Source organism: Paraburkholderia caledonica NBRC 102488 (genome assembly GCF_000685095.1).
Taxonomy (GTDB): Bacteria; Pseudomonadota; Gammaproteobacteria; order Burkholderiales; family Burkholderiaceae; genus Paraburkholderia; species Paraburkholderia caledonica.
Genome location: NZ_BAYE01000009.1, coordinates 135,931 through 162,271, shown reverse-complemented (window position 1 = coordinate 162,271; position 26,341 = coordinate 135,931). Strand labels below are relative to the sequence as shown.

The window sequence follows — 26,341 nt, the reverse complement described above, 5'->3', positions numbered from 1 at the left end:
ATCTCAGACAGATAGGCCAGCCCTTCGGCCTTGAAAACCCAGAAAGGCGAGGACTGTTTCTTACGTCGGAAACTGTAACATGCCTTGGCGAGCGCGTTCGATATGCGCAGAAAAAGTGACCGGGTCCGTGTTCGTGCCGCACAGCAGGACGCCCACGCGTTTGCCTTGCAGCTTCTCGCGCAGCGGTCCTAGCAACGCTGCCGTCGCGGCGGCGCAGGCGGGCTCGACGGCGAGCTTCAGTTGTCCGAACAACGTGAGCATGGCCGCGCAGAGTTGATCGTCTGAAACCGTCACGAGTTCGTCGATATGGCGGCGGCACAACTCATAGCTGTATTCCTCGGTATGCGGCGCCATCAATGAATCCGCAATGCTGTGCATGTGGCCCATCTTGACCGTGTGATTGGCGGCGAAGCTTTTTCCCATTGCATCGGCGCCTTCCGGCTCGACACCGAACACGTGCACGCCCGGATTCGCGAGCCGCATGGCCGTGGCCACTCCGGCCGCAAGACCGCCGCCGCCGATAGGCACGATCACGGCTTCGAGGTCGGGTGTTTGCGTGCTCCATTCGTAGCCGAGCGTGGCGGAGCCGAGCACCGTGCGATAACCGTTGAACGGGTGCACGAAATAGCGGCCTTCTTCGGCCTCGATGCGGCGCACGAGTTCGAAAGCTTCCGCTAGATCTTCGGCGAACACGATTTCCGCGCGGTATTGCCGGCACAGAGCGACGCGCGCCGGATTCGCCGCGCGAAACAGCACCACCTTCGCGCTGATGCCGAGCCGCATGGCTGCATACGCGACGGCCACGGCATGGTTGCCGCCCGACACGCACGTCACGCCCGCGCTGCGTTGTGCTTCGTCGAGGGCGAGCAGGTTCGTGAACGCGCCACGCGCCTTGAAGCTGCCGCCCGCTTGCAGCAGTTCGAACTTGAAGTTGACCACCGTGCCTTCGAGCGACGCGAAGTCGAGCCTGTCGAACACCGGCGTTCGAGCCACCCACGGCGTCAGCGCGAAGTGCTGCGCGGCGATGTCGTCGAGAGTGGGGATCGGCTCGCCGTCGATCGTATGGTCGGTGTGCTGCGGCGTGGCGGTTGACATAAGCGTGAGCGAGATGAGAGAGAGGCGGGCGAAAGTGAAAGTGTGGTTTCTCGTTGCTCAGGCGACGGTTTCAGTGCGCATGCGCTTCGACGGACATGCTGTGAATGAACTTGTGCAAGAAGCGTTCACACTGCACGAGTTGATCCAGAGCGACGAATTCATTCGCCTTGTGCGCCTGCTGAATGTCGCCGGGCCCGCACACGATGCTCGGAATACCCGCTAGCGAAAAGAGCCCGGCTTCTGTGCCGTAAGCGACCTTGCGCTTGTCCTGATCCGCCGTCAGCGCGCGCACGAGTTGCGTGATGGCTGCCTGCTCCGAGGAATCCAGTCCGGGCGCCGCGGCGATCTTCGTAATCTCGATTGCCGCCGATGGATGCTCGCGCAACATTTTCGGCAAGAGTGTTTCGCGTGCGTACTGGTCGATACGCGCGAAGATCGGCTCGGGGTCGAGCGTGGGCAGATTGCGGAATTCGAACTGGAATTTGCACTCGGCCGGCACTGTATTGATTGCGTTGCCGCCGACAATCGTGCTGGTTTGCGCGGTGGTGAACGGCACGTCGTACAGTTCGTCGAACGGGCCCTGCTCGCGGAACTGATCGGCCATGTCGCGGATATAACAGATGAGTCGCGCCGCGTATTCGATCGCATTCAAGCCTTTCGGCGTAAGCGACGAGTGCGCCGCCTGTCCACGCACGCAGCACTGGTAGGCGTTGATGCCCTTGTGCGCCACGATGGGCCGCATGCTCGTCGGCTCGCCCACGATGCAGCCGTCCGGCTTCACGCCGCGTTTCATCAGGTCGGCGATCAGGAGTGGCGCGCCCGCGCAGCCTACTTCTTCGTCGAATGAAAGTGCGAAGTGAATCGGCTTGGCGAGCTTCGCGCGCTGCATGTCGGGCACGAGCGCAAGCGCCGCGCCGATAAAGCCCTTCATGTCGCAAGTGCCGCGGCCATAAAGCTTGTCATCACGAATTTCCGGCTTGAACGGATCGCTGTCCCACTGCTGACCGTCGACGGGCACGACGTCGGTATGGCCCGACAACACCACGCCGCCATTCGTTTCGCCGTCGTGTGCGGGGATCGTGGCGAACAGGTTGGCCCATTTGCCGCTGGCGTCGTGCGTGAGCGTGCCTTCAATGCCGAGCCCGCGCAGTTCGTCGCGCACGGTTTCGATCAGACCGAGATTCGGATTACGGCTTACCGTGTCCATCGACACGAGACGGGTGACCCAGGGAAGCGAGACAGGCGTGGTGCCAGAGGCGGAATCGGACGAAGCAGTTGCGGATGTTTGCGAGGACTGCGCTGAATCAGCGACATGAGACATGACAAGACTCCGGCATTTGAGTCTTTCGATCATACCCAAAAAAAGCCGCCCCGTATGCTGCGACGCGCGTTTTGCGCGCCGCAGCATTGGCGGAAAACGCTAGACGTACCGCGTTTTTCTAACGCGCCGCGGCCGCCGCTGCCGTGCCTCGGCTGGGCGATCCCAACGCCCGCAAGGTTTCCTTGACGGTAGCCACCCGCACTGCAAGATCGGGACTGCGTGTTTCGATACGCAGCTTGTCCTGACCGGCCAGTTTGATGTGCTTGTGCTTCTGCACCATCTCGATGATACGCATCGCGTCGATTGGCGGATTCGGAATGAATTGCAGACCGATCACTGCTTCGCCCGCGTCGATCTTCGAAATGCCCAACGGCTTTGCCGCCAGTCTCAGACGATGCGTCTCCACGAGCGCATGCGCCTGCGGCGGCAATTTGCCGAAGCGATCGATCAGTTCTTCCTGAATGCCGTCGATCGCATCGCTGTGCTCGCAATTCGCAAGGCGCTTGTACAGCGACAGACGCTCCTGCACGTCGCCGCAATAGTCGGCAGGAAGAATCGCGGGCGCGTGCAGGTTGATCTCGGTCGTGGCGGCGAGCGGCGCGGTGAGGTCGGGCTCCTTGCCGTCCTTGAGCGCCTTCACTGCGTCGTTGAGCATGTCGGTGTAAAGCTGAAAGCCGATCTCGTGAATCTCACCCGACTGCTTGTCGCCAAGCACTTCGCCCGTGCCGCGAATCTCGAGATCGTGCATGGCCAGATAGAAGCCCGAGCCGAGTTCTTCCATCTGCTGGATCGCTTCCAGACGGCGTTGCGCCTGCTTGGTCAGCCCTTGCGGATCGTGCACGAGCAGATACGCGTACGCCTGGTGATGCGAGCGTCCCACGCGCCCGCGCAGTTGATGCAGTTGCGCGAGGCCGAACTTGTCCGAGCGATGAATCAGGATCGTGTTCGCGCTCGGCACGTCGATGCCGGTTTCGATAATCGTCGTGCACAGCAACACGTTCGCACGCTGAGCGACGAAGTCACGCATCACGCGTTCGAGTTCACGCTCGTGCATCTGCCCGTGTGCGACCGCGATGCGTGCCTCCGGTACGAGCGCTTCGAGCATTTGCCGGCGATTCTCGATCGTCTCGACTTCGTTGTGCAGGAAGTACACCTGGCCGCCGCGCTTCAGTTCGCGCAACATCGCTTCGCGAATCACGCTTTCTTCCTCGCGACGCACGAACGTTTTGATCGCCAGACGCTTTTGCGGTGCGGTCGCGATAACAGAAAAGTCGCGCAGGCCTTCGAGCGCCATGCCGAGCGTACGCGGGATCGGCGTGGCGGTGAGCGTGAGAACATCCACTTCGGCGCGCAACGCCTTGAGCGCCTCTTTCTGCCGCACGCCGAAGCGGTGTTCCTCGTCGATGATCACGAGTCCGAGCCGCTTGAACTGCACGTCCGACGACAGCAGTTTGTGCGTGCCGATCACAATGTCGACGCTGCCTTCGTTGATCTGCTGGATCGCCGCGTTGACTTCCTTGGTCGACTTGAAGCGCGACAGTTCGGCGATTCGCACGGGCCAGTCGGAGAAGCGGTCCGTGAAAGTCTGCGTGTGCTGTTCGGCGAGCAGCGTAGTGGGCGAGAGCAGCGCGACCTGCTTGCCGCCCATGACGGCAATGAACGCCGCCCGCAGCGCGACTTCAGTCTTGCCGAAGCCCACGTCGCCACAAACGAGGCGGTCCATTGGTTTGCCGCTCGTCATGTCGCCGATCACGGCTGCGATAGCCGCGGCCTGGTCGGGCGTTTCCTCGAAGCCGAAGCTCTCGGCGAACTTCACGTAGTCTTTCGGTTCGAGCGCGAACGCGTGGCCCGAACGCGCGGCGCGGCGCGCGTACAGATTGAGCAGTTCGGCGGCGGTGTCGCGAATCTGCTGCGCGGCCTTGCGTTTGGCCTTTTCCCATTGACCCGAGCCGAGCGAATGCAACGGCGCGCTTTCGGGATCGGCACCGCTGTAGCGCGAGATCACGTGCAACTGCGCGACCGGCACATAGAGCTTGCTGTCGCCCGCGTATTCGAGATGCAGAAACTCAGTCTCGCCTTCGCCGAGATCCATGGTGACGAGGCCCATGTAACGGCCTATGCCGTGCTGCGAATGCACGACTGGATCGCCGACCTTGAGTTCCGACAGGTCGCGCACCATCGAATCGACGTTGCTCGCCTGTTCCTGGCGGCGACGACCGGCGCGCCGCGCGAGCGGCCCGTAAAGCTCGGTTTCGGTGATGACCGCAATGCCGTCCACGGGCACCGCAAAGCCGTTCGCGAGCGGTGCGACGCCCAGCGAAAAAGGCGCGTCGCCCGTCAGCCAGTCCTGGAAGCTGTCGCTCGACGCGGGCTTCAGATGGTTGTCCGCGAGCAGTTGCAACAGCGTTTCGCGCCGCCCCGCCGATTCGGCGGCGAACAGGACGCGGTTCGGCGTGGTGTCGAGGTAGGTGCGCAACGCCGATACGGGATCTTCCGCGTGACGGTCGATCGCGAGATTCGGCAGCGGCGTGGACCAGCCGCCGCCCGCGTTGGCCGGCAGCACGAGCCGCGCGAACGGTTTCGCGAGCGTGAAGAAGTCTTCGTCCGACAGGAACAGGCGCTGCGGCTCGAGAATGGGCCGGTCGCGGTCGTGCGACAGGAAGTTGTAGCGCTGCTTGGTGTCGTTGCCAAAGCGCCGGATCGCGGCGTCCAGATCGCCGATGAACGCCAGCTGCGCGCCTTGCGGCAAATAGTGGAACAGCGTGGCGGTGTCGTCGAAGAAAAGTGGCAAATAATATTCGATGCCCGCCGACGGCACGCCGTTACCGATGTCCTTATAGATCGACGCGCGGCTCGGATCACCTTCGAAGGTCTCGCGCCAGCGGCTGCGAAACGCGGTGCGCGCGGCTTCGTCGAACGGAAACTCGCGGCCAGGCAGCAGGCGCACGTCTTTCACCGGATACAGGCTGCGCTGCGTGTCGGGGTCGAACGCGCGGATCGAGTCGACCTGGTCGTCGAACAGGTCGATCCGGTAGGGCAACGGCGAACCCATTGGATAAAGGTCGAGCAGCGAGCCGCGCACGCAGTACTCGCCTGGACGCACCACCTGGCTCACGTGTTCGTAGCCGGCCAGTGTCAGTTGGGCTTTCAGCTTCGCCTCGTCGAGGCGCTCGCCCTGCGAGAACGAGAATGTGTAGGCCGCGAGAAACGACGCCGGCGGCATCCGGTACAACGCCGTGGTGGCGGGCACGAGCAGGATGTCGCAACGGCCTTCGCCGAGATCGTGCAGCGTGGCGAGGCGCTCGGAAACGAGATCCTGGTGCGGCGAAAAAGTGTCGTAAGGCAGCGTTTCCCAGTCGGGCAACAGACGCACGCGCGCCTGCGGCGCGAAGAAACCGATTTCCTGCGACAGGCGCTGCGCGTCCACGGCGCTTTCGCACACGACGGCGAGTAGCGGCACCTTCTCACGGTAGGCGAGATGGTAGCGGGCGATCAGCAGCGCGTCGGACGAGCCGTGCGTGCCGTCGAAGGCGAAACGCTGGCCGGCTTTAACGAGCGCGACGGGCGGGGAGTACTGCGATGATGCGGCGATGTCTGGCATAGAAGAGAAAAGGCGGCCTCGGGCTCACACGAACGGCCAAGTTTACGCGTGTCGGGGCGTGGATGCGAAGGACCTATTATAAAATCCGTCCTTTACTTTGACCTCGCGGCATCCGCACTCGTGACTTCCCGTCTATTTGCCCTGATTCCGTGCGCAGGCAGCGGCAGCCGTTCCGGCGCCGCGATGCCCAAACAATATCGCACTGTGGCCGGCCGCGACATGTTGCATTATTCGCTCGCCGCGTTCGACGCCTGCAGTGAGTTCGCACAGACGCTCGTCGTGATCGCGCCTGACGACCAGCACTTCGACGCGCGCCGCTTCGGCGGCTTGCGTTTCGCTGTGCGCCGGTGCGGCGGGGCGTCGCGCCAGGCGTCGGTGCTCAACGGCCTGCATGCGCTCACCGAATTCAACGCGCGCGACGACGACTGGGTGCTCGTGCACGACGCGGCGCGGCCGGGCATCACGCCTCACCTGATCCGCACGCTGACGGGCGCGCTCAGGGACGATGCGGTAGGCGGCATCATGGCGTTGCCGGTTGCGGACACGTTAAAGCGCATCGACAAGGCATCGGCGGACGGACGCATTGCCCGCACCGAATCGCGCGACGGCTTGTGGCAGGCGCAAACGCCGCAGATGTTCCGCATCGGAATGTTGCGCGAAGCGATCTTGCGCGCGCAGGCCGACGGCCACGACCTGACCGACGAAGCGAGCGCAATCGAATGGGCCGGGCATGCGCCGAAGCTGGTGCAAGGCAGCTTGCGAAACTTCAAGGTGACGTATCCAGAAGACTTCGATCTCGCCGAGGCTATTCTGCTGCGCACTTCGGCATCGTGATGAGTGATTTCATTTTTAGTGAACGGACTTGAGGACTTGACGCAGATGGATTTCAGAATTGGGCAAGGGTATGACGTGCATGCGCTGGTGCCGGGGCGTCCGTTGATTATTGGCGGCGTGACGATTCCGTACGAGCGCGGCTTGCTCGGCCATTCGGATGCCGACGTGCTGTTGCACGCGATCACCGACGCTCTGTTCGGCGCCGCCGCGATGGGCGATATCGGCCGTCACTTCTCCGATACGGATGCGAAGTTCGCCGGCGCCGACAGCCGCGTTTTGCTGCGCGAATGCGTGGCTCGCGTGAAGGCAGCGGGCTTCGCGATTGGGAACGTGGACAGCAGCGTGGTGGCGCAGGCGCCCAAGCTCGCACCGCATATCGAAGGCATGCGCGCGAACATTGCTGCCGACCTCGGCCTGCCGACGGACAAGGTCAATGTGAAAGCCAAGACCAATGAGAAGCTCGGCTATCTCGGCCGAGGCGAGGGCATAGAAGCGCAAGCCGTGGTGTTGCTGATCAAGGGCTGATGCACCCGTTGGCATTGACGCATCAGGTGGCGCGCGGCGGCGGCTAAGCGCGCCGCTGCGCCGCTGGGTCGCTGCCCCACTGCCCACGGTCAAGGCGAGGCAAACCCGCAAGCCGGTAGCTTATTCAGCGGCAATGCACTGCGCAGCCGCATTGACCACTGCCGCGATGCGACCCACGTCGCGCAACTGCGTCGAGCTCATGCCTTCGGCAATCAACGTGTCGAAGTGCGACTTCACGCAGAAGTGACACTTGCCGATGATCGAAGCGGCCAGCGCGTACATTTCGAAGCGCCGTTTGTCCACGCCGCCGTGCGACGCATAGGCGTTCATGCGTAACTGCGCCGGTTGCGATTTCAGATCCGCGTTCTCCGCCATCTCGACATACGGATACCAGACGTTGTTCATGCCCATCAACGCGGCGGCCGTCAACGCGCCGTTCGTCTCTTCGGGAGAGAGCACGCCCGCGTTGCGAATTGCGTTGACGATTGCGTTGCTTTTGGCGGCGAAGGCGGCGGCCAGCGCGACGCCGACCGCGTCGTTGCCTTCGAGCGATGAACGCGCAATCGTGCCGTCCAGGTTCAGGCGGATGTCTTTCGCGTAGTCGGGTATGAGGGCCTTAATGGAAGACAAGAACTCCATTGTCATCTCCTATCGGGTTGTCGATAAAAAAGCCCGCGGCTTTTTCAAGCGTGGCGGGCTCGGGCCGGCACGGCTTACAGCGTTGCGCCGCCGACTGCACGGTTGCACGGACACAGTTCGTCCGTCTGCAAGCCGTCGAGAATACGCAGCACTTCTTCCGGATTGCGGCCGACGTTCAGGTTGTTGACCGACACGTGCTGGATCGTGTTGTCCGGATCGACGATGAACGTTGCACGTAGCGCCACGCCCGCTTCCTTGTCGCGCACGCCGAGCTGGTCGATCAACTCGCCCTTCACGTCGCCGAACGAATAGTGGTTCAGCTTGCTCAGGTCCTTATGCTCGCGGCGCCACGCGAGCTTCACAAATTCATTGTCGACGCTGCCGCCTAGCAGCACGGCGTCGCGCTCTTCGAAGTCTTTCGCCAGCTTGCCGAACTCGACGATTTCCGTGGGACACACGAACGTGAAATCCTTCGGGTAGAAGTAGATGATTTTCCACTTGCCCGGGAACGACTGCTCCGTGATTTCTTCGAACGCCGAGGCGCCGTTTTCCTCGTGATTGTTGAAGCCAGGCTTGGCAGCGGTGACGGTGAACGCTTCGAGTTTGTCGCCAACGGTTTTCATGCGAGTGCTCCTTCGTGTGTTGGAAAAAAAGCATGCTGAGGCTACCAGCGCGTCATCACGAGCGCGTGACAGGCTTTTCACTATAGCTCTATTGAACTATCGCCTCAATAGTTTTTTTCTAACAACCCGGATAGTTATTATTCAACGGAGCGGGCATTGAGAGTGCGTGGGTCGTGCGTGGCCGACGTGCGCTGTGTTATCGACGCCGGCCGCGATTCTCTTAGGCACCCTTGGCGAGCGGGAACTCGATCGTGACTTCCAGGCCCGGACCGGGCGTGCGATTACGCAACCGCAAGGCGCCCCGATAACGGCCGACGAGCCGCTGCACGATCGCCATGCCAAGACCCGTTCCGTTCGCCTGAGTGCGCGCCGAATTCACGCGATAGAAGGGGCGTGTGACGAGCGCCAGCTGATCTTCCGGAATACCGGGGCCTTCGTCCACCACCGACAGTTCCACGCGCGAATGCGAGACACGCGTTTCCAGGATCACGTGCGGGATACCGTCGCCATCGCTCAAACCGTACTTGCGCGCGTTCTCCAGCAGATTGCCGACGACGCGCCGCATATCCGTTTCGTCGGCTTCGATCACCGCCGACGGCGCGAGCCGCGTAATCAGCCGCATGCTGTCCTCGCTTTGCATGCGCGCAGCGAGCTCGCTCGCGATCACGGACAGATCGACGGGTTCCGGCACGCGTTGCACAGGGCGCGCGTAGTCGAGAAAGCGGCCGATGATCATGTCCATCTGCTCTATGTCGTCGACCATTGCGTCTTTGGTGCTCTGGTCCGACGGACTCATTTCCGTTTCGAGCCGCAGCCGTGCGAGCGGCGTGCGCAGGTCATGCGAAATGCCGGCGAGCATCAGCGCGCGGTCGGCCTCGAGCTGTTCGAGGTCCTGAACCATCTGGTTGAAACTGCGATTAGTTTCAGCAGCCACGCCCATGCCGCGCTCGGGCAGCGGTTCCGGCGACTGCCCGGAGCCGACCTTGCGCGCGGCCATCGCGAGACGGGCGAACGGGCGATTCACGAGACTCGTGATGAAGGCGGCGCCAAAGAGCGACAGCGCGAGCGCGAACACGCCCCAGCCGGCCCATTGCAGGCCCGTCGCGTTGTCGAGCTGATCGCGGTCGAGTGCGACCCAGTAATCGTCGTCGTCGATCTTGAAGCTGATCCAGACGCCGGGTATGTCGTTGACGCTTTGCGCGATTACCGTGTCGTCGCCGAGCCGGCCGCGAATGTCGTGTTCGATCAGCCGGTTCAGCGACTCGTCGGGCTGGAGTTTGTACTTGTCGGTTGTTTCGCGCGGGTACACGCGCACCCCTTCGTTGCTTTCCAGATCTTGCAGCAAAGCGCGCCGCAGATCGGGATCGGAATAGAGGAGTGCGGTGCGCGTGAGCTTCACGATCGCGACGAGCTGCAACGCCACGCGCTGCGCGCGCGGCTCGCGTTCGATCACCCGGAAGCTCTGGAACCACGCGGCGAGACTCACTGCGATCAGCAGCGCGATCAACAGAAAGGTCCGCCAGAAAAGGCCGCCGAACGCGAGCGTCAGGAGGCGCCGGTCGATCCGCATGGGCCCTTCTTCTTATCTGAAAACAAAAGCAGGAGGTGTGAACAAACTCAGGCCGCGCCGTCGGGAATGAACACGTAGCCGAGACCCCAAACGGTCTGGATGAAGCGCGGGCTGCCCGGGTCGGGTTCAATCAGCTTGCGCAGACGGGAAATCTGCACGTCGAGGCTGCGGTCGAACACTTCGTACTCGCGGCCGCGAGCCAGTTCCATCAGCTTTTCACGCGACAGCGGCTGGCGCGGATGACGCGCGAACACCTTGAGCACGGAGAACTCGCCCGTGGTCAGCGGAATTTCCTGGCCGGCCTTGGTAAGCGTGCGGGTGGCGAGATTCAGCGCGAACTCGCCGAACTCGAAGACTTCGGTAGTTTCTGACGGCGCGCCCGGCAGTTCGGACGGCGACTGACGGCGCAACACCGCGTGAATGCGCGCGACGAGTTCGCGCGGATTGAACGGCTTCGGCAGATAGTCGTCCGCACCCATTTCAAGGCCGACGATACGGTCGACGTCTTCGCCCTTGGCCGTCAACATGATGATCGGCGTACGGTCGTTGCTGCCGCGCAGGCGCCGGCAGATGGAAAGGCCGTCCTCGCCCGGCAGCATGAGGTCGAGCACCAGCAGATCGAACCGCTCACGCACCCAGAGCTTGTTCATGGATGGCGCGTTCTCGGCTACGTACACGTTGAAGCCTTGCTCGCCGAGGTAACGGCGCAGCAGATCGCGCAGTCGCGGATCGTCGTCGACGACGAGGATTTTCGAAGGGTTTTTAGTTTCCATGGTCGGCATCTTAGCGCGATTAGAAAGTGGTGCGCGTTCGCATCATTTATCGAGTTACAGTCGGTTACAAAATTTACCCGCACTGTGGCACGACGTAAAGCGGTGGCAGTTAGACTCCTTTACGGAATGCGGCTGTTCGGTGGATACTTCACTCGACTAAAACCCACGCGCCCGGCTCGTTACCGGGTTTGTCATACGCATTTGAGGTAGCCGGTTGCCGCGCCACGAAGGGAACAACATGAAGGGAGGGGTCTGGCCGAATGTGCGCCTGAGCGTGATTGCACTGGCGGTTGCCGGTACACTCGCAGGCACATTGGGACCGACGCTCGCCCACGCCCAGCCTTCGGCCGACAGAGCTGCGAGCGAGCGCGCGTCCAGGGCAGGCAACTCAAGGGCAAGCCGTCACAGTTCTAACGTCGAGCGCCCTGCATCAGACGCCATGTTGCGTACGGCAGTTCCCCCCGATCTCGATCAACGTCGGCGTGACGGACATATGACGCCAGACGAACGTCGTTTGTTGAGACAGCACATCGAAGACGCTGTCCGCGAGCTTTACAAACGGTAGACGCTTGGCTTGAGTTGTCGGCGCGGGTTGTCCTTGGTGCTGCGTTGCTTCATGTGCTGTTGGGCGTTGTCGCTGTCCTGATTCTTTTGCGCTTTCGTTCTGCGCTTCCCGCGCGCTTCTGGTTTGCATCCCTGTTTCTATCCGGCACTTCGCGTTTTGCCCGCTTCGTTCACGTGTTATGTGACTAGCAGGCGCACGCAGCCGTCGTTCATTCCTGTCATTGATCGTGCTCATTGCACTCCGCATGCGGGAACCTACAACGGTACGTGAATGCGCGGCCCAATCACGCAAGATGCGTCACGGCAGCAACGGGCGTAGGCTTCGTACACGCATAGATCTCGACCGCAAAGCGCATAGTTTCGCATTGCAGGCCGGTCCAGCTTATCGCCTGAAAAACCGAGCCCGCAACGCAAGAAGTCACCGACGCGAGTACGACATGAAACGACGCAGCTTTCTCTCGATGAGCGCCGCCGCCAGCGCGACTCTGTGGCTGCCTCGTGCGCTGAGCGCGCAGCCCGCCGCGCATAGCGCAAGTAAGCTGCCCGCGCTGCGTCCCGGATACGGCAACCTGCTGATCCTCGTCGAGTTGAAGGGCGGCAACGACGGCCTGAACACCGTCATCCCATTTGCGGATCCTGCGTACTACCGGCTGCGTAAGAAAATCGGCATCAAGCGCGAGCAGGTTATCCAACTGGATGGTCGCACGGCCTTGCATCCGTCACTGGAACCGTTAATGCCGCTTTGGCACAGCCGGCAACTGGCGATTATCCAGGGCGTCGGCTACGCGCAGCCCAATCTCTCGCATTTCCGCTCGGTGGAGATATGGGACACCGCTTCCCACGCCGATGAGTATCTGCGCGACGGCTGGCTCACTCGCGCTTTCAGAAGCGCCCCGTTGCCCGCAGATTTCGCTGCAGACGGCGTGGTCATTGGCAATGCTGAAATGGGGCCGCTCGCGAACGGCGCTCGTGCGCGGGCTCTCCTGAATTCAATGCAAGGTCCTGGTACCGCAAAAGCCATGACATACGATGGCGCGAGGCCCAAGCCACTGGCACGCGCGCCGCAGCTGACGACGGGTTTTCCTTGCAGCGCGTTCGGCGCGTCGATTGAAACGGCAATGCGTATGCTCCAAGCCGACGACATGCCGCGCGCGGCAGCGGGCAAACGCGGCGGCGTTGCGGCGATTCGCCTGACGCTCAACGGCTTCGACACGCATCGCAACCAGCCGTACAGGCACCGCACATTGTTGAGGCAGCTTGCCGAAGGCCTGACAGCGATGAGATCGGCGCTGATCGAACTGGGCCGTTGGAACGACACGCTCGTCATGACCTATGGCGAGTTCGGGCGGTATCCACGAGAGAACGACAGCAACGGTACCGATCACGGCACGTCGGCGCCGCATTTCATGATGGGCGGACGTGTGCTCGGGGGCTTGCACGGTGCGCCGCCGGAGCTTGGACGGCTCGATGGCCATGGCAACTTACCGGTCGCCGTTGACTTCCGCCGGCTCTACGCCACCGTGCTTGCGAAATGGTGGGGGCTCGATGCCGCGGCGATTCTGCGCCAGCAGTTTGCGCCGCTGCCTTTGCTGCGCGTTTGACGGCCGGCGCGCTCCGCGCCAAACCGGACGCCGGACGACGCGACCCGCAAAGGGCGCGCGGCGGCGCTCACTTCGCGCGCCAGGCGATCCACAGTTTGCGGATCGGCGTCAACGCGATACGTTGATGCAACACGTGGTAGCCGTCGCGTTCGATCTCATCCAATAGCGCGGACGCGAGCGCGCCTTGCGCGAGCAGCGCGCGCTGCGAACGGCGCTCGTTGGCCGGGACGGCGGCGAGCGCCGTTCGCACGGCATCACGAGCGCGCTTCGTCTGAAAGCGCATGAGTTCGGTGAATGCGTCGCTGTATTTTCGATTGATCAGGTCCGCGGCTGTCACATTGAAGCGCTGCATTTCGTCAATAGGGATGTAGATGCGGCCGTGGCGCGCATCATTGCCCGTTTCGACCACGAGCTGTGCGAGCAGCAGTGCTTCGCCTAACGGCGCCGACCAATCCGGCGCTTGTGAACCGTCGGCAGACGCTTGGGTCCTCGAGCCGCGCGCCACTAACGAGGCAAAGGTCCCGCCGACCGCCTGAACATAGCGCCGCAAAGTCGGATAGTCGAGATAGCGCGCCTGGTCGAGGTCCATCTCAAAGCCGCTCAGGAGCGCCTGCAGCGCCGGGTATTCGGCCTTCACGTCGGGCAGCGAGGCCGCGAGCGCCTTCGAAACAGGGTGCGTGGGCGTGCCCGCAGTAAGCGCGGCCAGTTCGTTCTGCCACCAGGCAAGCTTGGTGCGGCCAATGGCCGGATCGCTGACTTCCTTGACCGTTTCCTCGAACTCGCGGCGCAATGCGAACAGCGCGGTCAGGCGCGGCTGACTGGCTGCGGGAGCTTGCCGAAGCGCGTAGTAAGTGCTCGATCCTGGCGGCGCCGCTTTTTGCTGGCAATATTCGTCGAAATTCACGGATTGGAATGTGGGGAAGGGCAGGCGAAGAGGGCACGGCAAGCGTGCACGAAGCCGAAAATTGTAGCACCGGCGGTGTAAGGACAGATGCGCGGCAGTTGCAGACAAGCGCGAATCAATGCGTTAGAATCTCGCGCTTACGCTTTTGGGCGTGCACCTTTGGGTGTCGCGCAAAGCGTGCAGGACATCGGGCAAGACGCACAACGCTTGTCCGGCTGCGAGGGTGGCGAAATTGGTAGACGCACCAGGTTTAGGTCCTGACGCCCGCAAGGGTGTAGGGGTTCGAGTCCCCTCCCTCGCACCACTTTTATGTAACGCAAACCCCGTCAGGTCGTTGGACTGGCGGGGTTTTGCGTTTTCAGGCCGCCTGTTCGTGCGCTCAGGCGACCGGCGTTTCCGGCGGCGCCTGGGTGCCGGGCAGGTCGGCTTGCGCGGCGCCCTCGAGAAAGCGTCGAGTCGATTCGAAGGCCTGCAGCATCTGATCGGGCCAAGGCGTTTGCAGCATGACCGCCTGATGGTTTTCAAATGCCGACGACAACAGCTTCGCCAGTTCCGGCGAGCGCAGATGACGCAGCAGCACACTGACTGCGATGGCCGTCGCCTGGCTCGCGCCGGCCGTCTGGAGTTCGGACGCGGTGAGCGCCGCGATCTGTTTGTTGAGATCCACTAAAACTTTCCTGATTAGATTAAACGATCGACTTGCACGCCGCGCGGGTCGTTGAGTGAATGCATTCGATAACCGGCGCGGCGTCAGATCCCGAATTTTGACACGATTGGTACATTGCCGCGAAGACCGCGGCGCTCGATGAGCGTTGCTGCCGACTTTGATTGCAATGCCTCGCCGCTGCGTACATTGCATAGTCATTTCGACGCGGCGTACGATAATGCCGCGGTGTTCGCGTCGATCGCGTTGCAGCAGCTTTTTTCTTGTCGGCCAGAGCGCACTCGCCTTCGCGGGTTTGCGGCTCACGAGGCGTGACAGCATCGTGCAGCTGTGCGCGATTGTTTTTACGCCGCTATCCGTGGCCTTTTGCAAGTGTTGATCGGGGCAACCGGCGTTCTCTGCTTGAAACGCGAAGCTGCTGCGCACGCTGCATCATTTGACCGTGGTGCCATACGAGTTCGTCGACATGTCGCAGTCGATGCTCGTGCCGGCGTCGGTTTCGATATTCTGGACAGTATGCGCACTCGCGGCGATGATCTGGACCACCCGGCGCGCAAGCCGTGTCGTCTGGGTCATCGGCGGCGCATTGCTCGCCGCGACCGTCGTCAAACTGTTCCTGTTCGACCTGTCGCAGTGACCGGTGTCGAGCGGATCGTATCGTGTTCGTATCGTTTATCGGCGTCGGCGCGATGTTGCTGCTGATCGGCTACTTCTCACCGTTGCCGCCCACGCGAGTGGTCGGGGAAACTGAACAATGAAGCATTTTCTGAAGGTGACGGCCTGGTGCGCCGTGATCGGGTCCGCGTGGGCCGCGGCACCCGCCTGCGCCGAAAATTTCGCGCGGCACTTTGCGCTGCAGCTCGACGAGGGCGCCGCCTATTACAGCGTCACGCTGCCGGCCGCCGTCTATAGCGCCAGTCAGCGCAACGATCTCGGCGACGTGCGCGTATTCAACGGCGCGGGCGAGCCCGTGCCGTATTCGCTCGAGGGACCGCGCGAGCCGGCACGCACGCCGCCGACTTTGCGCCCGGCGCGATGGTTTCCGCTGCGCCCGGCGCCAGCAGGCCACATCGGTGCGCCGGTCGGTGTGACGATCGCGGCCGACGGCTCGCTGCGCGCCACCGCTGCGCCGCCGGGTCGCGCCCAGCACGACACGGATCTGATCGACGCGGGAGAGGCCTCGCGCGAGGGCCGCGTGAGCGCGCTGGTGATTCTTCTTCGTGACGATAACTACCAGGGGCGGGTGTCGGTTGAATCGAGCGACGACTTGCGGAACTGGCAGCCCGCCGGCGACGCGCAATTGCTCAAGGTCAGCTACAACGGCAGCACGCTGAGCCAGGACCGCGTAGAGCTGAGCGGTGCGCGCGCTCGTTATCTGCGCTTGCATTGGCTCGACGGCGCGCCGTATCTCGAATCGATGAATGTGGAAGTGCAGGCGACCGGCTCGGGTGGCGTGCAAGTCGCGGACAAGCAGCGTGAATGGCGCGAAAACATCGTGGCGCAGGCGGGACCCAAGGCCGGCGAATATTTTTTCTCGACTGGCGGACCGTATCCGGTCGACCGTTTGCGCCTCCATTTGCCGCAGCCGAATACGGTGGCGCCTGCCGTCGTCTATTCACGCGGCGCACTCGGCGCAGCATGGCGCGAGGTGTCGAATGCGACGCTCTTCCGTTTGCATAACGGCGATGTCGAACAGAACAATCCTTCGCTGCAACTGACGCCCGACACGGACCGTCACTGGCGCGTGGTCGTCGATACGCGCAACGGCGGGCTCGGAAATGGAGCGTTGACCATCGCAGCAGGCTGGCGCCCCGCGACGCTGACCTTTGCCGCGCATGGCGCGGCGCCTTTTACGCTCGGCGTGGGCAATGCCGCGGCCGTATCGACGGCCGTCGGGCGCGACGAACTGCTGATGGCAGCTTCGTCGGCGGTGGTCACGGCGCGCGTCGGCGAACCTGTGGCGCTTGAGCAGAATGCGAATGCGCCATCGTCGGCGAGTGCCGATGCACACCGCCGGTATGTGCTGTGGGCCGCTCTGGTTCTTGCCGTCGGAGCGATTGCGGCCATAGCCTGGCGCATTGCTCGCAGCGTATCGCCCAGGGTGCCGGCGGGTGAAGCCGCGGCGGCCGTGCCGGGAGGTGCGGCGACTGGTTTCGCGACTACATCTGCTGCTTCGACGGACACTGCTCAAGCGGCCAGCGCTCCTACCCAGAATGCAGCCAATTCAATGGCCGGTGGTGTGGCGGGCACGACGCAAGGCGGGCATCAGCGTGATGGCGGCGCCTGAATTGCACGCTTTTCAATAGTCTGCGACGCGCGAGTTGCGGCTAGGTTTGAAGGGCGGGACGTGCACGCAGTCATGGTGGGTTTGGCAATCACAAACGTGTCCACGTCATGGTTCGTTCGTCGCAGGAGCGCGTGCAACTCGTGGTTGGTTCGAAGCGCAGAGCGTGCGCAACTCATGGTCGATTTGAATGGCGGAGCGTACGCAAACAACTCACGGCGGATTCCACGCGCGCGGCGTAGCGGGGTTTAAAGCCGCCGCGTGCGTCATATCTGCGCGGCGCAACCCGCGCAGTGCTCGTAGCCGTTTTTTATTCTCAGTTCACGCGTCAGGCGCAGTCATCGTTTCGATGACTTTATCGAGCGCTTCGCCAAGCGCGAGCTTCTGTTTCTCGTCAAGGCAGTTGAACAGATCGCCGTTCCATTTGCGCGCAATCGGCATGACCCTGCGATACAACGCGCGGCCCTCGGGCGTGAGCGACACGAGCACGACGCGGCCGTCTTCCACACTCGCTTCGCGTTTGACGATCCCCTGTCTGATCAAAGCCTCGGCGGCGCGACTTGCCTGACTCTTGTCGAGATTGGCATGCCTCGCAAGTTCCATGATCGAGAACGGTCCAAACGATCCCACCGACGCGATCACGCGAGCCTCTGGCAGCGTCACGCCGAGCTTGTCCTGGTAACGCTCGCTGATACCACGCTCCGCGAGCTTGTTGAGTACATGCAGACGATATGTGAGGAGCTGTTCCAAGCCGGCTTTGGCGGAGTCCTTCATGGTCTTCCCGTGATGAGTGACGCGGTTGTGGCGCTGTGATTGTTGCCGCAACCATGCCGCCGGGTCAACGCGCGCCGTACTTCAAACGCGTCAGTTGTTCGGCCTCATCCGCCAGGAGACGTGCAGCGTCGCGAATCGCGAATTCAAGCGTGATTGGTCCAGGGGCCGGCGAGAAGCAACCACTGAAATATTCGGCTAGACGCGGCAGTGCTGCGGAGTCCACGGCGCCTGACAGCAGCGTGGCCGGCACACCTGCAGACTGCGCATGACGGCATGCGATGAAGGGCGCCTTGCCGTGTAGCGTTTGCACGTCGGAGCGTCCTTCGCCGGTGATCAACCAGTTCGCACCCTGCAGTGCCGCGTCGAGGCCGATCTGCCGCGCGACCGTTTCCGCGCCAGGCTCGAACTGAGCGCCGAGCATGTGCAACGCAAAGCCGAGTCCACCTGCGGCACCCGCGCCGGGAAGGTTGCGAGCCGTGCGCCCGAGCGCCGCTTCCAGCAGATCGGCGTAGCGGGCGAGAGCCGCGTCGATCGTGGCGACCTGCTCCGGGGCGACGCCTTTTTGCGGGCCGAAGACCGCCGTCGCCCCATGCTCGCCGGTCAGTGGATTGTCCACATCGGACATGCCGATGAACTGTGTGTGCTCGAGCCGCGCGTCTAGCTGTGAAACGTCGACCCGTGCAACGCGCGCCAGTTGCTCGGGCGTCGGCTCCAGTTCCCGATCTTGCGCGTCGAATAGTTTCAGGCCGAGACCCGCCAGCAGACCCGCGCCGCCGTCATTGGTGCTGCTGCCGCCCAGTGCGACGAAAAACCGCCGCACTCCTGCGTCGAGTAGCGCGCTGATTGCTTCGCCCATCCCACGCGTATTGCGCGCCTGAACCGGTACGCCCATACCAACCGAGTCTGTGATGCCGACGATCTCCGCGGTTTCCACGATTGCGCTGCCGTCGGCGAGGATGCCTGTCAGCGCTTCGCGCACGGGGCCTGCCGCGCCGCGCACAGTCAGCTTGCGGCGCTCGCCGCCGCTCGTCAGCATCGCGTCGAGCGTGCCTTCGCCGCCGTCCGCCATCGGGCAGATGCGCACCTCGGCGTCCGGGCGCGCCCGCCGCACGCCCGACGCGATCGCCTGCGCGACCTGTTCGGCACCGAGCGAGCCTTTGAACGAATCCGGGGCAATGACGACGACAGGCGAGGACGGCGAATTGGGCATGGTGTCTCTGAATGGTTGGAGTAGTACTGTAGTACCGGGCGGGAAAGCCGCTGGCGAGGCGGGCTGTTCAGCGGACGCAGCGCAGCCCCAAGCGTGTTCGCTAGCTTAGCAGCATGGTCACTTCGACTGAATATGCCGAACGGCATAGCCGGCATTGTCATGCGTGGCGAGGTGTGGTGCAGCAGTGCCGGCTTGTCGGCCCGGCTGCTTCATGGGAGAAGCGCAAAACCGCTAAAAAAAGCACCCGAAACGGCTCTGGATGCCGATAAAAGTAGGCGCAACCGTCGAATCCCGGTTAGCCGCGCAAATAGTTTGCTAAAATATTCGGCTCTTTGGACTCAACCGTGCTGCCGGTGGCCTGCAAGCCCGCGGCGCAGGCGCGCAAATGCGGCACGGAGAAGATAACTGAATTCGCTCGAATAATTTTAGGACGATTGAAGCCATGGCTAACGTTGTTGAAAACCTCGGCAAGCTCGAACGCCGCGTAACGATTTCCCTGCCGAAGGACGCCGTGCAGAAGGAAGTGGACTCGCGTATCCGTCAACTCGCGAAGAACGTGCGCATGCCGGGTTTCCGCCCGGGCAAGGTGCCGCTCAAGATGGTGACGCAACAGTATTCGGGCCAGGTGGAAGCTGAAGTGCTGAGCGACAAGGTCGGCAAGGAATTCTTCGACATCAGCCGCGCCGAAAACCTGCGCGTCGCCGGCCAGCCGAGCTTCGCGCCGAAGGCCGACGCTACCGAGGGCGATTACGCCTTCGACGCGACCTTCGAGGTCTATCCGGAAGTGAAGCTGGGCGACGTCGCCACGGCTGAAATCGAGCGCACCACGACGACCATCAGCGAAGCGGAAATCGACCGCACGCTGGAAATCCTGCGCAAGCAGCGCGTGCATTTCCACGCTCGCGGTGAAGCCGGCGAGCACGGCGACGGCGGCGGTGACACGGCCGCCAAGGAAGGCGATCGCGTATCGGTCGACTTCGTCGGCAAGATCGACGGTGAAGTGTTCCAGGGCGGCAGCGCCGAAGACTTCGCGTTCGTGCTGGGCGAAGGTCGCATGTTGCCTGAATTCGAAACGGCAGCTACGGGCCTGAAGGTCGGCGAAACGAAGGAATTCGATCTGGCGTTCCCGGCCGATTATCACGGCAAGGACGTCGCCGGCAAGACGGCGCAATTCACGATCACGATGAAGAAGATCGAGTGGCCGCACCTGCCGGAAATCGACGCCGAATTCGCGAAGTCGCTCGGCATTGAAGACGGCGACCTGACCAAGATGCGTGCCGAGATCAAAGACAATCTGGAGCGTGAAGCGAAGCGCCGCATGCAAGCCATCGTCAAGAATCAGGTCATGGACGCGCTGCTGAAGATTTCGGAACTCGACGTGCCGAACGCACTGATCGAGCAGGACCAGGAGCGTCTGGTCGCAATGGCGCGTCAGGACCTGGAGCAGCGCGGCGTGCCGAACGCTAAAGATGCGCCGATTCCTGCCGCTATGTTTAAGGAACAGGCCGAGCGCCGCGTCAAGCTGGGTCTCGTGCTGGCCGAGCTGGTGAAGGCTAACGACCTGCAGGCGAAGCCGGAGCAGATCCGCGCAGAAGTCGACGAATTCGCGAAAAGCTACGAAGACCCGAAGGAAGTCGTCCGCTGGTATTATTCGAACCAGCAACGTCTTGCTGAAATGGAAGCGTACGTCGTTGAAGCGAACGTCGTCGAATTCGTGCTGAGCAAGGCCAAGGTGACGGACAAGGAAGTGAGCTTCGAAGAACTGGCAAGCGCAACGGCGCAAGCGTAAGCGTCGCTGCAACGGCGTGCCGGCTGTCGGAGCGACGGCCCGCACGCCGTTTTTTTGTGGTGTTTTTGTGCAGTTTGTGTGCACTTGAATACGAGCTGGTCGACCACACCTGTCTAGCATCAAATATTTAGAATATTTCCAGACAAGGATCCATTGCATGACCTTTCGCGCCCAAATGCTGGACACGTTGACCTCCCAGTCTTCCCGGGATCTCGAAGCGCAGGCGCTCGGACTGGTGCCGATCGTCGTGGAAACGAGCGGCCGGGGCGAGCGCTCGTATGACATCTACTCGCGTCTGCTGAAGGAACGCATTGTGTTCCTGGTGGGCGAGGTGAACGACCAGACGGCCAACCTGGTGGTCGCGCAAATGCTGTTTCTGGAAAGCGAGAATCCCGACAAGGACATCTATTTCTATATCAACAGCCCGGGCGGCTCGGTGTCGGCCGGCATGGCGATTTACGATACGATGCAGTTCATCAAGCCGGACGTTTCCACGCTGTGCATGGGACTGGCGGCGAGCATGGGCGCGTTCCTGCTTGCAGCAGGCGCAAAGGGCAAGCGTTTCGCGCTGCCGAATTCGCGCGTGATGATTCACCAGCCGCTGGGCGGCGCCCGCGGTCAGGCGTCGGACATCGAAATTCAGGCACGCGAAATCCTGTACCTGAAGGAGCGGCTCAATCATCTGCTGGCGCACCACACCGGCCAACCCGTCGAGCGCATTGCACGCGACACCGACCGTGACAATTTCATGTCCGGCGACGACGCGCAAGCCTACGGTCTGGTCGATCAGGTAGCCCACAAACGTCCTTGATCGGGTGGGATTTGCGCTAAATCGGGGCAAAGCCCGCGTCCGATCGGTTGTGAAATAATTAAGACTCGTCCGAGCGCCTGCGGCAAACGCCGTCACATTGCTCAACCCGGCCGCGCCCAACTGCGAGGCTGGGGCAAACGGCGTATCATGTAATCGAGTGTCCGGAGGCTCACACATCTATGGCGGACAAGAAAGGTTCTAACAGCGAAAAGCTGTTGTATTGCTCGTTTTGCGGCAAGAGCCAGCATGAGGTTAAAAAACTGATTGCCGGCCCGTCGGTGTTCATCTGCGATGAATGTATCGACCTGTGCAACGAAATCATTCGCGATGAAGCAGCAGGCGCGGGTATCGAGGCGGGCTTGTCCAAGTCCGATCTGCCGAGTCCGCAGGAAATCCGTGAAATCCTTGACCAGTATGTGATTGGTCAGGAACGTGCAAAGAAAATTCTCGCGGTTGCTGTGTACAACCACTACAAGCGCCTGAAGCATCTCGACAAGAAAGACGAGATCGAGCTGTCCAAGAGCAACATCCTGCTGATCGGCCCGACCGGTTCGGGCAAGACCTTGCTTGCGCAAACGCTCGCGCGGCTTCTGAACGTCCCCTTTGTCATTGCAGACGCAACCACGCTGACTGAGGCGGGTTATGTGGGCGAAGATGTCGAGAACATCATTCAGAAACTGCTGCAGAACTGCAACTACGAAGTCGACAAAGCGCAGCGCGGCATTGTCTATATCGACGAAATCGACAAGATCAGCCGGAAGTCGGACAACCCGTCCATCACTCGCGATGTGTCGGGCGAGGGCGTGCAGCAGGCGCTGCTCAAGCTGGTTGAAGGCACGATGGCGTCGGTGCCCCCGCAAGGAGGCCGCAAGCATCCGAATCAGGACTTCATTCAGGTCGACACCACGAACATTTTGTTCATCTGCGGTGGCGCGTTCGACGGCCTTGAAAAAGTCATTGTCGATCGTACTGAAAAGACCGGCATCGGCTTTGGCGCAAGCGTAAAGAGCAAGCAGGACCGCGACGCCGGCGAAGTGCTGCGTGAAGTGGAGCCGGAAGATCTGATCAAGTTCGGTCTGATCCCGGAACTGATCGGCCGTCTGCCAGTGGTGGCCACGCTCGGCAAGCTCGACGAAGCCGCGCTAATGAAAATCCTCGTCGAACCGAAGAACGCGCTCGTGAAGCAGTACCACAAGCTGTTCAACATGGAACGCGTCGAGCTCGAAATTCGCCCGGCTGCGCTGCAGGCTGTGGCGCGTAAGGCGATCCGCCGAAAGACGGGTGCGCGCGGACTGCGCTCCATCCTGGAACAGGCGTTGCTTGACGTGATGTACGACTTGCCGCAAATGAAAGGCGTGAGCAAGGTCATCATCGACGACAATGTGATTGACGGCGACGGCAAACCCTTACTGATCTACGAAGACGCGCCTAAAGTCGCGGGTTCGAACTGATCGGCTTCGGGTACTGCAAAAAGCCGTTCATGGCGACGTGAACGGCTTTTTCGTTTATCGTGTGGTCAGAATGGTTGTTTTCACAATGGAGTCACTGAACCTTCGGAGTCACTGAACTTTTCCCACACGCGGAGGCCTTGCAATAGTTTCTGCTGGCCTCACCTATCGAACGAACTGATTCCACTCATGGGGAAATGAAATGTCAGGAACCCAACTCCTCCCGCAGGAACGCATTACGCTCCCGCTGCTCCCGCTGCGCGACGTAGTCGTTTTCCCGCACATGGTGATTCCGCTCTTCGTAGGCCGCCCGAAGTCGATCAAGGCTCTCGAAGCAGCGATGGAAGGCGGCAAGCACATCATGCTCGTCGCCCAGAAAACGGCTGCGAAAGATGAGCCGACCGAAAAGGACATGTACGAAGTAGGGTGTGTTGCCAACATCCTGCAAATGCTGAAGCTGCCGGATGGCACCGTAAAGGTGCTCGTCGAGGGCTTGCAGCGCGCGAAAACGCTTTCCATCGAAGAACAGGAAACGCAGTTCTCGTGCGAAGTCATGCCGCTCGAGCCCGACCACGCCGACAGCGCTGAAACCGAAGCGCTGCGCCGCGCGATCGTGTCGCAGTTCGATCAGTATGTGAAGCTGAACAAGAAGATCCCGCCTGAGATCCTGACGTCGCTGTCGGGTATCGACGAAGCAGGTCGTCTGGCCGACACGATCGCGGCGCATCTGCCGCTCAAGCTCGACCAGAAGCAGCACATCCTGGAAATGTTCCCGGTTATCGAGCGACTCGAGCATCTGCTCGCGCAACTCGAGGCCGAGATCGACATCCTGCAGGTTGAAAAGCGCATCCGTGGGCGTGTGAAACGCCAGATGGAGAAGAGCCAGCGCGAGTACTACCTGAACGAGCAGGTCAAGGCGATCCAGAAGGAACTCGGCGAAGGCGAAGAAGGTGCGGATCTCGAAGAACTCGAGAAGCGCATCACGGCTGCCCGCATGCCGAAGGAAGCCAAGAAGAAGGCCGACGCCGAGCTGAAGAAGCTCAAGCTGATGTCGCCCATGTCGGCTGAAGCGACGGTCGTGCGCAACTATATCGATACGCTGATCGGCTTGCCGTGGCGCAAGAAGAGCAAGGTCAACAACGACCTCTCGAATGCGGAACGCGTGCTCGACGAAGACCACTTCGGTCTCGAGAAAGTGAAGGAACGGATTCTCGAGTATCTCGCGGTCCAGCAACGTGTCGACAAGGTGAAAGCGCCGATTCTGTGCCTCGTTGGGCCTCCGGGTGTCGGTAAGACGTCGTTGGGCCAGTCGATCGCTCGCGCAACGAACCGCAAGTTCGTGCGTATGGCGCTCGGTGGCGTGCGCGACGAAGCCGAGATTCGCGGTCACCGTCGTACGTATATCGGTTCCATGCCGGGCAAGATTCTGCAAAGCCTGACCAAGGTCGGCGTGCGCAATCCGCTCTTCCTGCTCGACGAAGTCGACAAGATGGGTCAGGATTTCCGCGGTGATCCGTCGTCGGCGTTGCTCGAAGTGCTCGATCCGGAACAGAACCATACGTTCGCCGATCACTACGTCGAAGTGGACTTCGATCTGTCGGACGTGATGTTCGTGGCGACGTCGAACTCGCTGAACATTCCGCCGCCGCTGCTCGACCGGATGGAAGTGATCCGTTTGTCGGGTTACACGGAAGACGAAAAGGTCAGCATTGCGCAACGTTATCTTTTGCCGAAGCAGAAGAAGAACAACGGCCTCAAGGATGGCGAGGTCGATGTGACGGAAACCGCGATCCGCGACATCATTCGTTACTACACGCGTGAAGCGGGCGTGCGTTCGCTCGAGCGTGAAGTGTCGAAGATCTGCCGCAAGGTCGTGAAGATGCTTCTGCTGAAGAAGGCGGAAGGCGCGGTGAAGGTCGACGGCAGCAACCTCGATACGTTCCTCGGCGTGCGCAAGTACGACTTCGGTCTGGCCGCTAAGGAAAACCAGGTGGGCCAGGTCACGGGTCTCGCGTGGACGGAAGTGGGCGGCGATCTGCTGACCATCGAAGCCGCCGTGATGCCGGGTAAGGGCAATGTGATCCGCACGGGTTCGCTTGGCGATGTGATGAAGGAATCCGTCGAAGCAGCACGCTCGGTGGTCCGCTCGCGGTCGCGTCGTCTTGGCGTCAAGGACGAAGCGTTCGAAAAGCAGGATATTCACATCCACGTGCCTGAAGGCGCTACACCGAAAGACGGTCCTTCGGCTGGTATCGCGATGACGACTGCGCTGGTCTCGGTGCTGACCGGTATTCCGGTACGGGCCGACGTCGCGATGACAGGCGAAATCACGTTGCGTGGCGAAGTGCTGCCGATCGGCGGTCTGAAAGAGAAGCTGCTGGCGGCGCATCGCGGCGGCATCAAGCTGGTGCTGATCCCGGAAGAAAACGTCAAGGATTTGACGGAGATTCCGGACAACGTGAAGAACGCGATCGAAATCGTGCCGGTCCGCTGGATCGACAAGGTGCTCGAACTTGCGCTCGAACGTGTGCCGTCGCCGTTGCCGGAAGAAGAGCCGAAGCCTGCCTCGCCCGTCGCGGCTGAGCCGGGCAAAGACACTGGCGCTACGGATGTCGTGAAGCACTAAGCTTTCAGCAAGTTATTTGCTGTACAAGAAAGAACCCGCGGCCTGAAAGGCCGCGGGTTTTTTATTGCCGCACGCTTCAGAAGACACTTGCAACAACGCGCCTTTCATTGCAGAAAGAACAGCGGATTGCTGACGCAGTACTCGTTGCGCGCGCATCTAATACATCCCATATCGGCATTCACGTAGTGTGACAAAGAGATCATGGCAATCCGCCAAGAATCAGGCTCAATCCCGGTTGACACGTGCGTTTCGGCCCATTCTAATGACTCGGCCCGGCATTACGGCCGGCTAGACGATGTCAGGCGCTGCAGAGCGCCGTTTCGGTTCTAAAAACATTCTCGGGGGTAGGGATGAACAAGACGGAATTGATCGATCACATTGCGCAACAAGCGGAGATTTCGAAGGCTGCGGCCGGACGCGCGCTCGACGCGGTGATCGGCGGTGTGAAAGGCACGTTGAAGAAAGGCGGTTCGGTGACGTTGGTGGGTTTCGGCACGTTTGCCGTCGGCAAGCGCACGGCCCGCACGGGGCGCAATCCACGAACCGGCGATGCGATCAAAATCAAGGCTGCGAAGGTGCCGAAATTTAGGCCTGGCAAAGCGCTAAAGGATGCGCTAAACTAATGGGCTTGCTGCTTGAGGAATTGCAGGTTTGCCAGAAAGAAGGGCGGCGAATCTGAATTAAC

General features: G+C 61.6%; 21 protein-coding genes, 1 tRNA gene and 1 pseudogene. 12 read left to right on the top strand and 11 right to left on the bottom strand.

Annotated features, from left to right (window positions below):
• Positions 1-60: 60 nt before the first annotated feature.
• The 3 genes from BCA01S_RS19745 to mfd all read right to left on the bottom strand — a co-directional run bounded on the left by BCA01S_RS19745 (position 61) and on the right by mfd (position 6,017).
• Complete coding sequence (locus BCA01S_RS19745; protein WP_027778386.1) at positions 61-1,095, bottom strand: threonine/serine dehydratase family protein; 1,035 nt, start codon at positions 1,093-1,095, stop codon at positions 61-63.
• A gap of 70 nt (positions 1,096-1,165) precedes the next feature.
• A complete protein-coding gene (gene argE / locus BCA01S_RS19740) occupies positions 1,166-2,416 on the bottom strand; it encodes an acetylornithine deacetylase (RefSeq protein ID WP_027778385.1) in 1,251 nt (416 codons plus the stop codon).
• 118 nt (positions 2,417-2,534) lie between these two features.
• Positions 2,535-6,017, bottom strand: coding sequence for a transcription-repair coupling factor (mfd, locus tag BCA01S_RS19735; RefSeq protein WP_027778384.1), 3,483 nt, complete (start codon positions 6,015-6,017; stop codon positions 2,535-2,537).
• A gap of 120 nt (positions 6,018-6,137) precedes the next feature.
• On the opposite strand from mfd, the gene ispD reads away from it, so the two are divergent.
• Positions 6,138-6,851 carry a 2-C-methyl-D-erythritol 4-phosphate cytidylyltransferase gene (gene ispD / locus BCA01S_RS19730; protein WP_027778383.1) on the top strand — a complete coding sequence of 238 codons (714 nt, stop codon included), beginning with the start codon at positions 6,138-6,140 and terminating at the stop codon, positions 6,849-6,851.
• Between the two features lie 45 nt (positions 6,852-6,896).
• On the top strand, positions 6,897-7,376 hold the full coding sequence (gene ispF, locus BCA01S_RS19725; RefSeq protein ID WP_027778382.1) for a 2-C-methyl-D-erythritol 2,4-cyclodiphosphate synthase: 480 nt from the start codon (positions 6,897-6,899) through the stop codon (positions 7,374-7,376).
• Positions 7,377-7,496: 120 nt separating this feature from the next.
• Here the strand turns inward: ispF and BCA01S_RS19720 are convergent, their stop codons facing one another.
• From BCA01S_RS19720 to ompR, 4 genes are all read right to left on the bottom strand, one after another.
• Positions 7,497-8,015, bottom strand: coding sequence for a carboxymuconolactone decarboxylase family protein (locus tag BCA01S_RS19720; protein WP_027778381.1), 519 nt, complete (start codon positions 8,013-8,015; stop codon positions 7,497-7,499).
• A 74-nt stretch (positions 8,016-8,089) separates the two neighbouring features.
• Positions 8,090-8,638: a peroxiredoxin gene (locus tag BCA01S_RS19715; RefSeq protein ID WP_020065894.1), complete on the bottom strand. Its 549-nt coding sequence runs from the start codon at positions 8,636-8,638 to the stop codon at positions 8,090-8,092.
• A gap of 220 nt (positions 8,639-8,858) precedes the next feature.
• Complete coding sequence (locus BCA01S_RS19710) at positions 8,859-10,208, bottom strand: ATP-binding protein (RefSeq protein WP_020065895.1); 1,350 nt, start codon at positions 10,206-10,208, stop codon at positions 8,859-8,861.
• 47 nt (positions 10,209-10,255) lie between these two features.
• Complete coding sequence (gene ompR, locus BCA01S_RS19705) at positions 10,256-10,990, bottom strand: osmolarity response regulator transcription factor OmpR (protein ID WP_006048917.1); 735 nt, start codon at positions 10,988-10,990, stop codon at positions 10,256-10,258.
• 229 nt (positions 10,991-11,219) lie between these two features.
• Between ompR and BCA01S_RS39105 the strand changes: the two genes are divergently transcribed.
• The gene (locus tag BCA01S_RS39105; protein WP_084166892.1) at positions 11,220-11,546 is read left to right on the top strand and encodes a hypothetical protein; all 327 of its coding nucleotides are present in this window, start codon (positions 11,220-11,222) and stop codon (positions 11,544-11,546) included.
• A gap of 436 nt (positions 11,547-11,982) precedes the next feature.
• Positions 11,983-13,146: a DUF1501 domain-containing protein gene (locus BCA01S_RS19695; RefSeq protein ID WP_027778379.1), complete on the top strand. Its 1,164-nt coding sequence runs from the start codon at positions 11,983-11,985 to the stop codon at positions 13,144-13,146.
• Positions 13,147-13,213: 67 nt separating this feature from the next.
• On the opposite strand, the gene BCA01S_RS19690 is transcribed toward BCA01S_RS19695, so the two are convergent.
• Positions 13,214-14,050 (bottom strand): squalene/phytoene synthase family protein, encoded by an 837-nt coding sequence (locus BCA01S_RS19690; protein WP_027778378.1) that lies wholly within the window; start codon positions 14,048-14,050, stop codon positions 13,214-13,216.
• 217 nt (positions 14,051-14,267) lie between these two features.
• Here BCA01S_RS19690 and BCA01S_RS19685 point away from each other — a divergent pair.
• A tRNA-Leu gene (locus BCA01S_RS19685) sits at positions 14,268-14,354 on the top strand.
• Between the two features lie 75 nt (positions 14,355-14,429).
• On the opposite strand, the gene BCA01S_RS19680 is transcribed toward BCA01S_RS19685, so the two are convergent.
• Positions 14,430-14,717, bottom strand: a complete 288-nt coding sequence (locus tag BCA01S_RS19680; RefSeq protein ID WP_020065898.1) for a hypothetical protein — start codon at positions 14,715-14,717, stop codon at positions 14,430-14,432.
• A gap of 403 nt (positions 14,718-15,120) precedes the next feature.
• Between BCA01S_RS19680 and BCA01S_RS38775 the strand changes: the two are divergent.
• Positions 15,121-15,472: pseudogene (locus BCA01S_RS38775) on the top strand (DUF2339 domain-containing protein); the annotation flags it as partial.
• Entirely contained in the window at positions 15,469-17,001 is a 1,533-nt protein-coding gene (locus BCA01S_RS19665) for a DUF3999 domain-containing protein (protein ID WP_027778376.1), read from the top strand. The pseudogene BCA01S_RS38775 and the gene BCA01S_RS19665, both read left to right, overlap by 4 nt.
• Before the next feature lie 318 nt (positions 17,002-17,319).
• Here the strand turns inward: BCA01S_RS19665 and BCA01S_RS19660 are convergent, their stop codons facing one another.
• Positions 17,320-17,772: a MarR family winged helix-turn-helix transcriptional regulator gene (locus BCA01S_RS19660; protein ID WP_027778375.1), complete on the bottom strand. Its 453-nt coding sequence runs from the start codon at positions 17,770-17,772 to the stop codon at positions 17,320-17,322.
• Between the two features lie 64 nt (positions 17,773-17,836).
• Positions 17,837-18,982, bottom strand: a complete 1,146-nt coding sequence (locus BCA01S_RS19655; protein ID WP_027778374.1) for a glycerate kinase — start codon at positions 18,980-18,982, stop codon at positions 17,837-17,839.
• A 442-nt stretch (positions 18,983-19,424) separates the two neighbouring features.
• Here BCA01S_RS19655 and tig point away from each other — a divergent pair, with 442 nt between their 5' ends.
• The 5 genes from tig (at position 19,425) to BCA01S_RS19625 (ending at position 26,279) form a co-directional block, all read left to right on the top strand.
• Positions 19,425-20,771 carry a trigger factor gene (tig, locus tag BCA01S_RS19650; protein ID WP_027778373.1) on the top strand — a complete coding sequence of 449 codons (1,347 nt, stop codon included), beginning with the start codon at positions 19,425-19,427 and terminating at the stop codon, positions 20,769-20,771.
• Between the two features lie 157 nt (positions 20,772-20,928).
• Positions 20,929-21,582: an ATP-dependent Clp endopeptidase proteolytic subunit ClpP gene (gene clpP / locus BCA01S_RS19645; RefSeq protein ID WP_006048927.1), complete on the top strand. Its 654-nt coding sequence runs from the start codon at positions 20,929-20,931 to the stop codon at positions 21,580-21,582.
• Between the two features lie 179 nt (positions 21,583-21,761).
• Positions 21,762-23,033: an ATP-dependent Clp protease ATP-binding subunit ClpX gene (gene clpX / locus BCA01S_RS19640; protein ID WP_006048928.1), complete on the top strand. Its 1,272-nt coding sequence runs from the start codon at positions 21,762-21,764 to the stop codon at positions 23,031-23,033.
• Between the two features lie 199 nt (positions 23,034-23,232).
• Complete coding sequence (gene lon / locus BCA01S_RS19635; RefSeq protein WP_027778372.1) at positions 23,233-25,656, top strand: endopeptidase La; 2,424 nt, start codon at positions 23,233-23,235, stop codon at positions 25,654-25,656.
• Positions 25,657-26,006: 350 nt separating this feature from the next.
• Positions 26,007-26,279, top strand: a complete 273-nt coding sequence (locus BCA01S_RS19625; protein ID WP_006048930.1) for an HU family DNA-binding protein — start codon at positions 26,007-26,009, stop codon at positions 26,277-26,279.
• Positions 26,280-26,341: the final 62 nt, after the last annotated feature.

Coding starts and splice junctions, on each gene's coding strand:
- tig (WP_027778373.1), top strand. CDS start 19,425: ATGGCTAACGTTGTTGAAAACCTCGGCAAGCTCGAACGCCGCGTAACG.
- BCA01S_RS19720 (WP_027778381.1), bottom strand. CDS start 8,015: ATGGAGTTCTTGTCTTCCATTAAGGCCCTCATACCCGACTACGCGAAA.
- BCA01S_RS39105 (WP_084166892.1), top strand. CDS start 11,220: ATGAAGGGAGGGGTCTGGCCGAATGTGCGCCTGAGCGTGATTGCACTG.
- clpX (WP_006048928.1), top strand. CDS start 21,762: ATGGCGGACAAGAAAGGTTCTAACAGCGAAAAGCTGTTGTATTGCTCG.
- BCA01S_RS19625 (WP_006048930.1), top strand. CDS start 26,007: ATGAACAAGACGGAATTGATCGATCACATTGCGCAACAAGCGGAGATT.
- BCA01S_RS19695 (WP_027778379.1), top strand. CDS start 11,983: ATGAAACGACGCAGCTTTCTCTCGATGAGCGCCGCCGCCAGCGCGACT.
- BCA01S_RS19745 (WP_027778386.1), bottom strand. CDS start 1,095: ATGTCAACCGCCACGCCGCAGCACACCGACCATACGATCGACGGCGAG.
- BCA01S_RS19715 (WP_020065894.1), bottom strand. CDS start 8,638: ATGAAAACCGTTGGCGACAAACTCGAAGCGTTCACCGTCACCGCTGCC.
- clpP (WP_006048927.1), top strand. CDS start 20,929: ATGACCTTTCGCGCCCAAATGCTGGACACGTTGACCTCCCAGTCTTCC.
- BCA01S_RS19655 (WP_027778374.1), bottom strand. CDS start 18,982: ATGCCCAATTCGCCGTCCTCGCCTGTCGTCGTCATTGCCCCGGATTCG.
- BCA01S_RS19660 (WP_027778375.1), bottom strand. CDS start 17,772: ATGAAGGACTCCGCCAAAGCCGGCTTGGAACAGCTCCTCACATATCGT.
- mfd (WP_027778384.1), bottom strand. CDS start 6,017: ATGCCAGACATCGCCGCATCATCGCAGTACTCCCCGCCCGTCGCGCTC.
- argE (WP_027778385.1), bottom strand. CDS start 2,416: ATGTCTCATGTCGCTGATTCAGCGCAGTCCTCGCAAACATCCGCAACT.
- ispF (WP_027778382.1), top strand. CDS start 6,897: ATGGATTTCAGAATTGGGCAAGGGTATGACGTGCATGCGCTGGTGCCG.
- lon (WP_027778372.1), top strand. CDS start 23,233: ATGTCAGGAACCCAACTCCTCCCGCAGGAACGCATTACGCTCCCGCTG.
- BCA01S_RS19665 (WP_027778376.1), top strand. CDS start 15,469: ATGAAGCATTTTCTGAAGGTGACGGCCTGGTGCGCCGTGATCGGGTCC.
- ompR (WP_006048917.1), bottom strand. CDS start 10,990: ATGCCGACCATGGAAACTAAAAACCCTTCGAAAATCCTCGTCGTCGAC.
- BCA01S_RS19710 (WP_020065895.1), bottom strand. CDS start 10,208: ATGCGGATCGACCGGCGCCTCCTGACGCTCGCGTTCGGCGGCCTTTTC.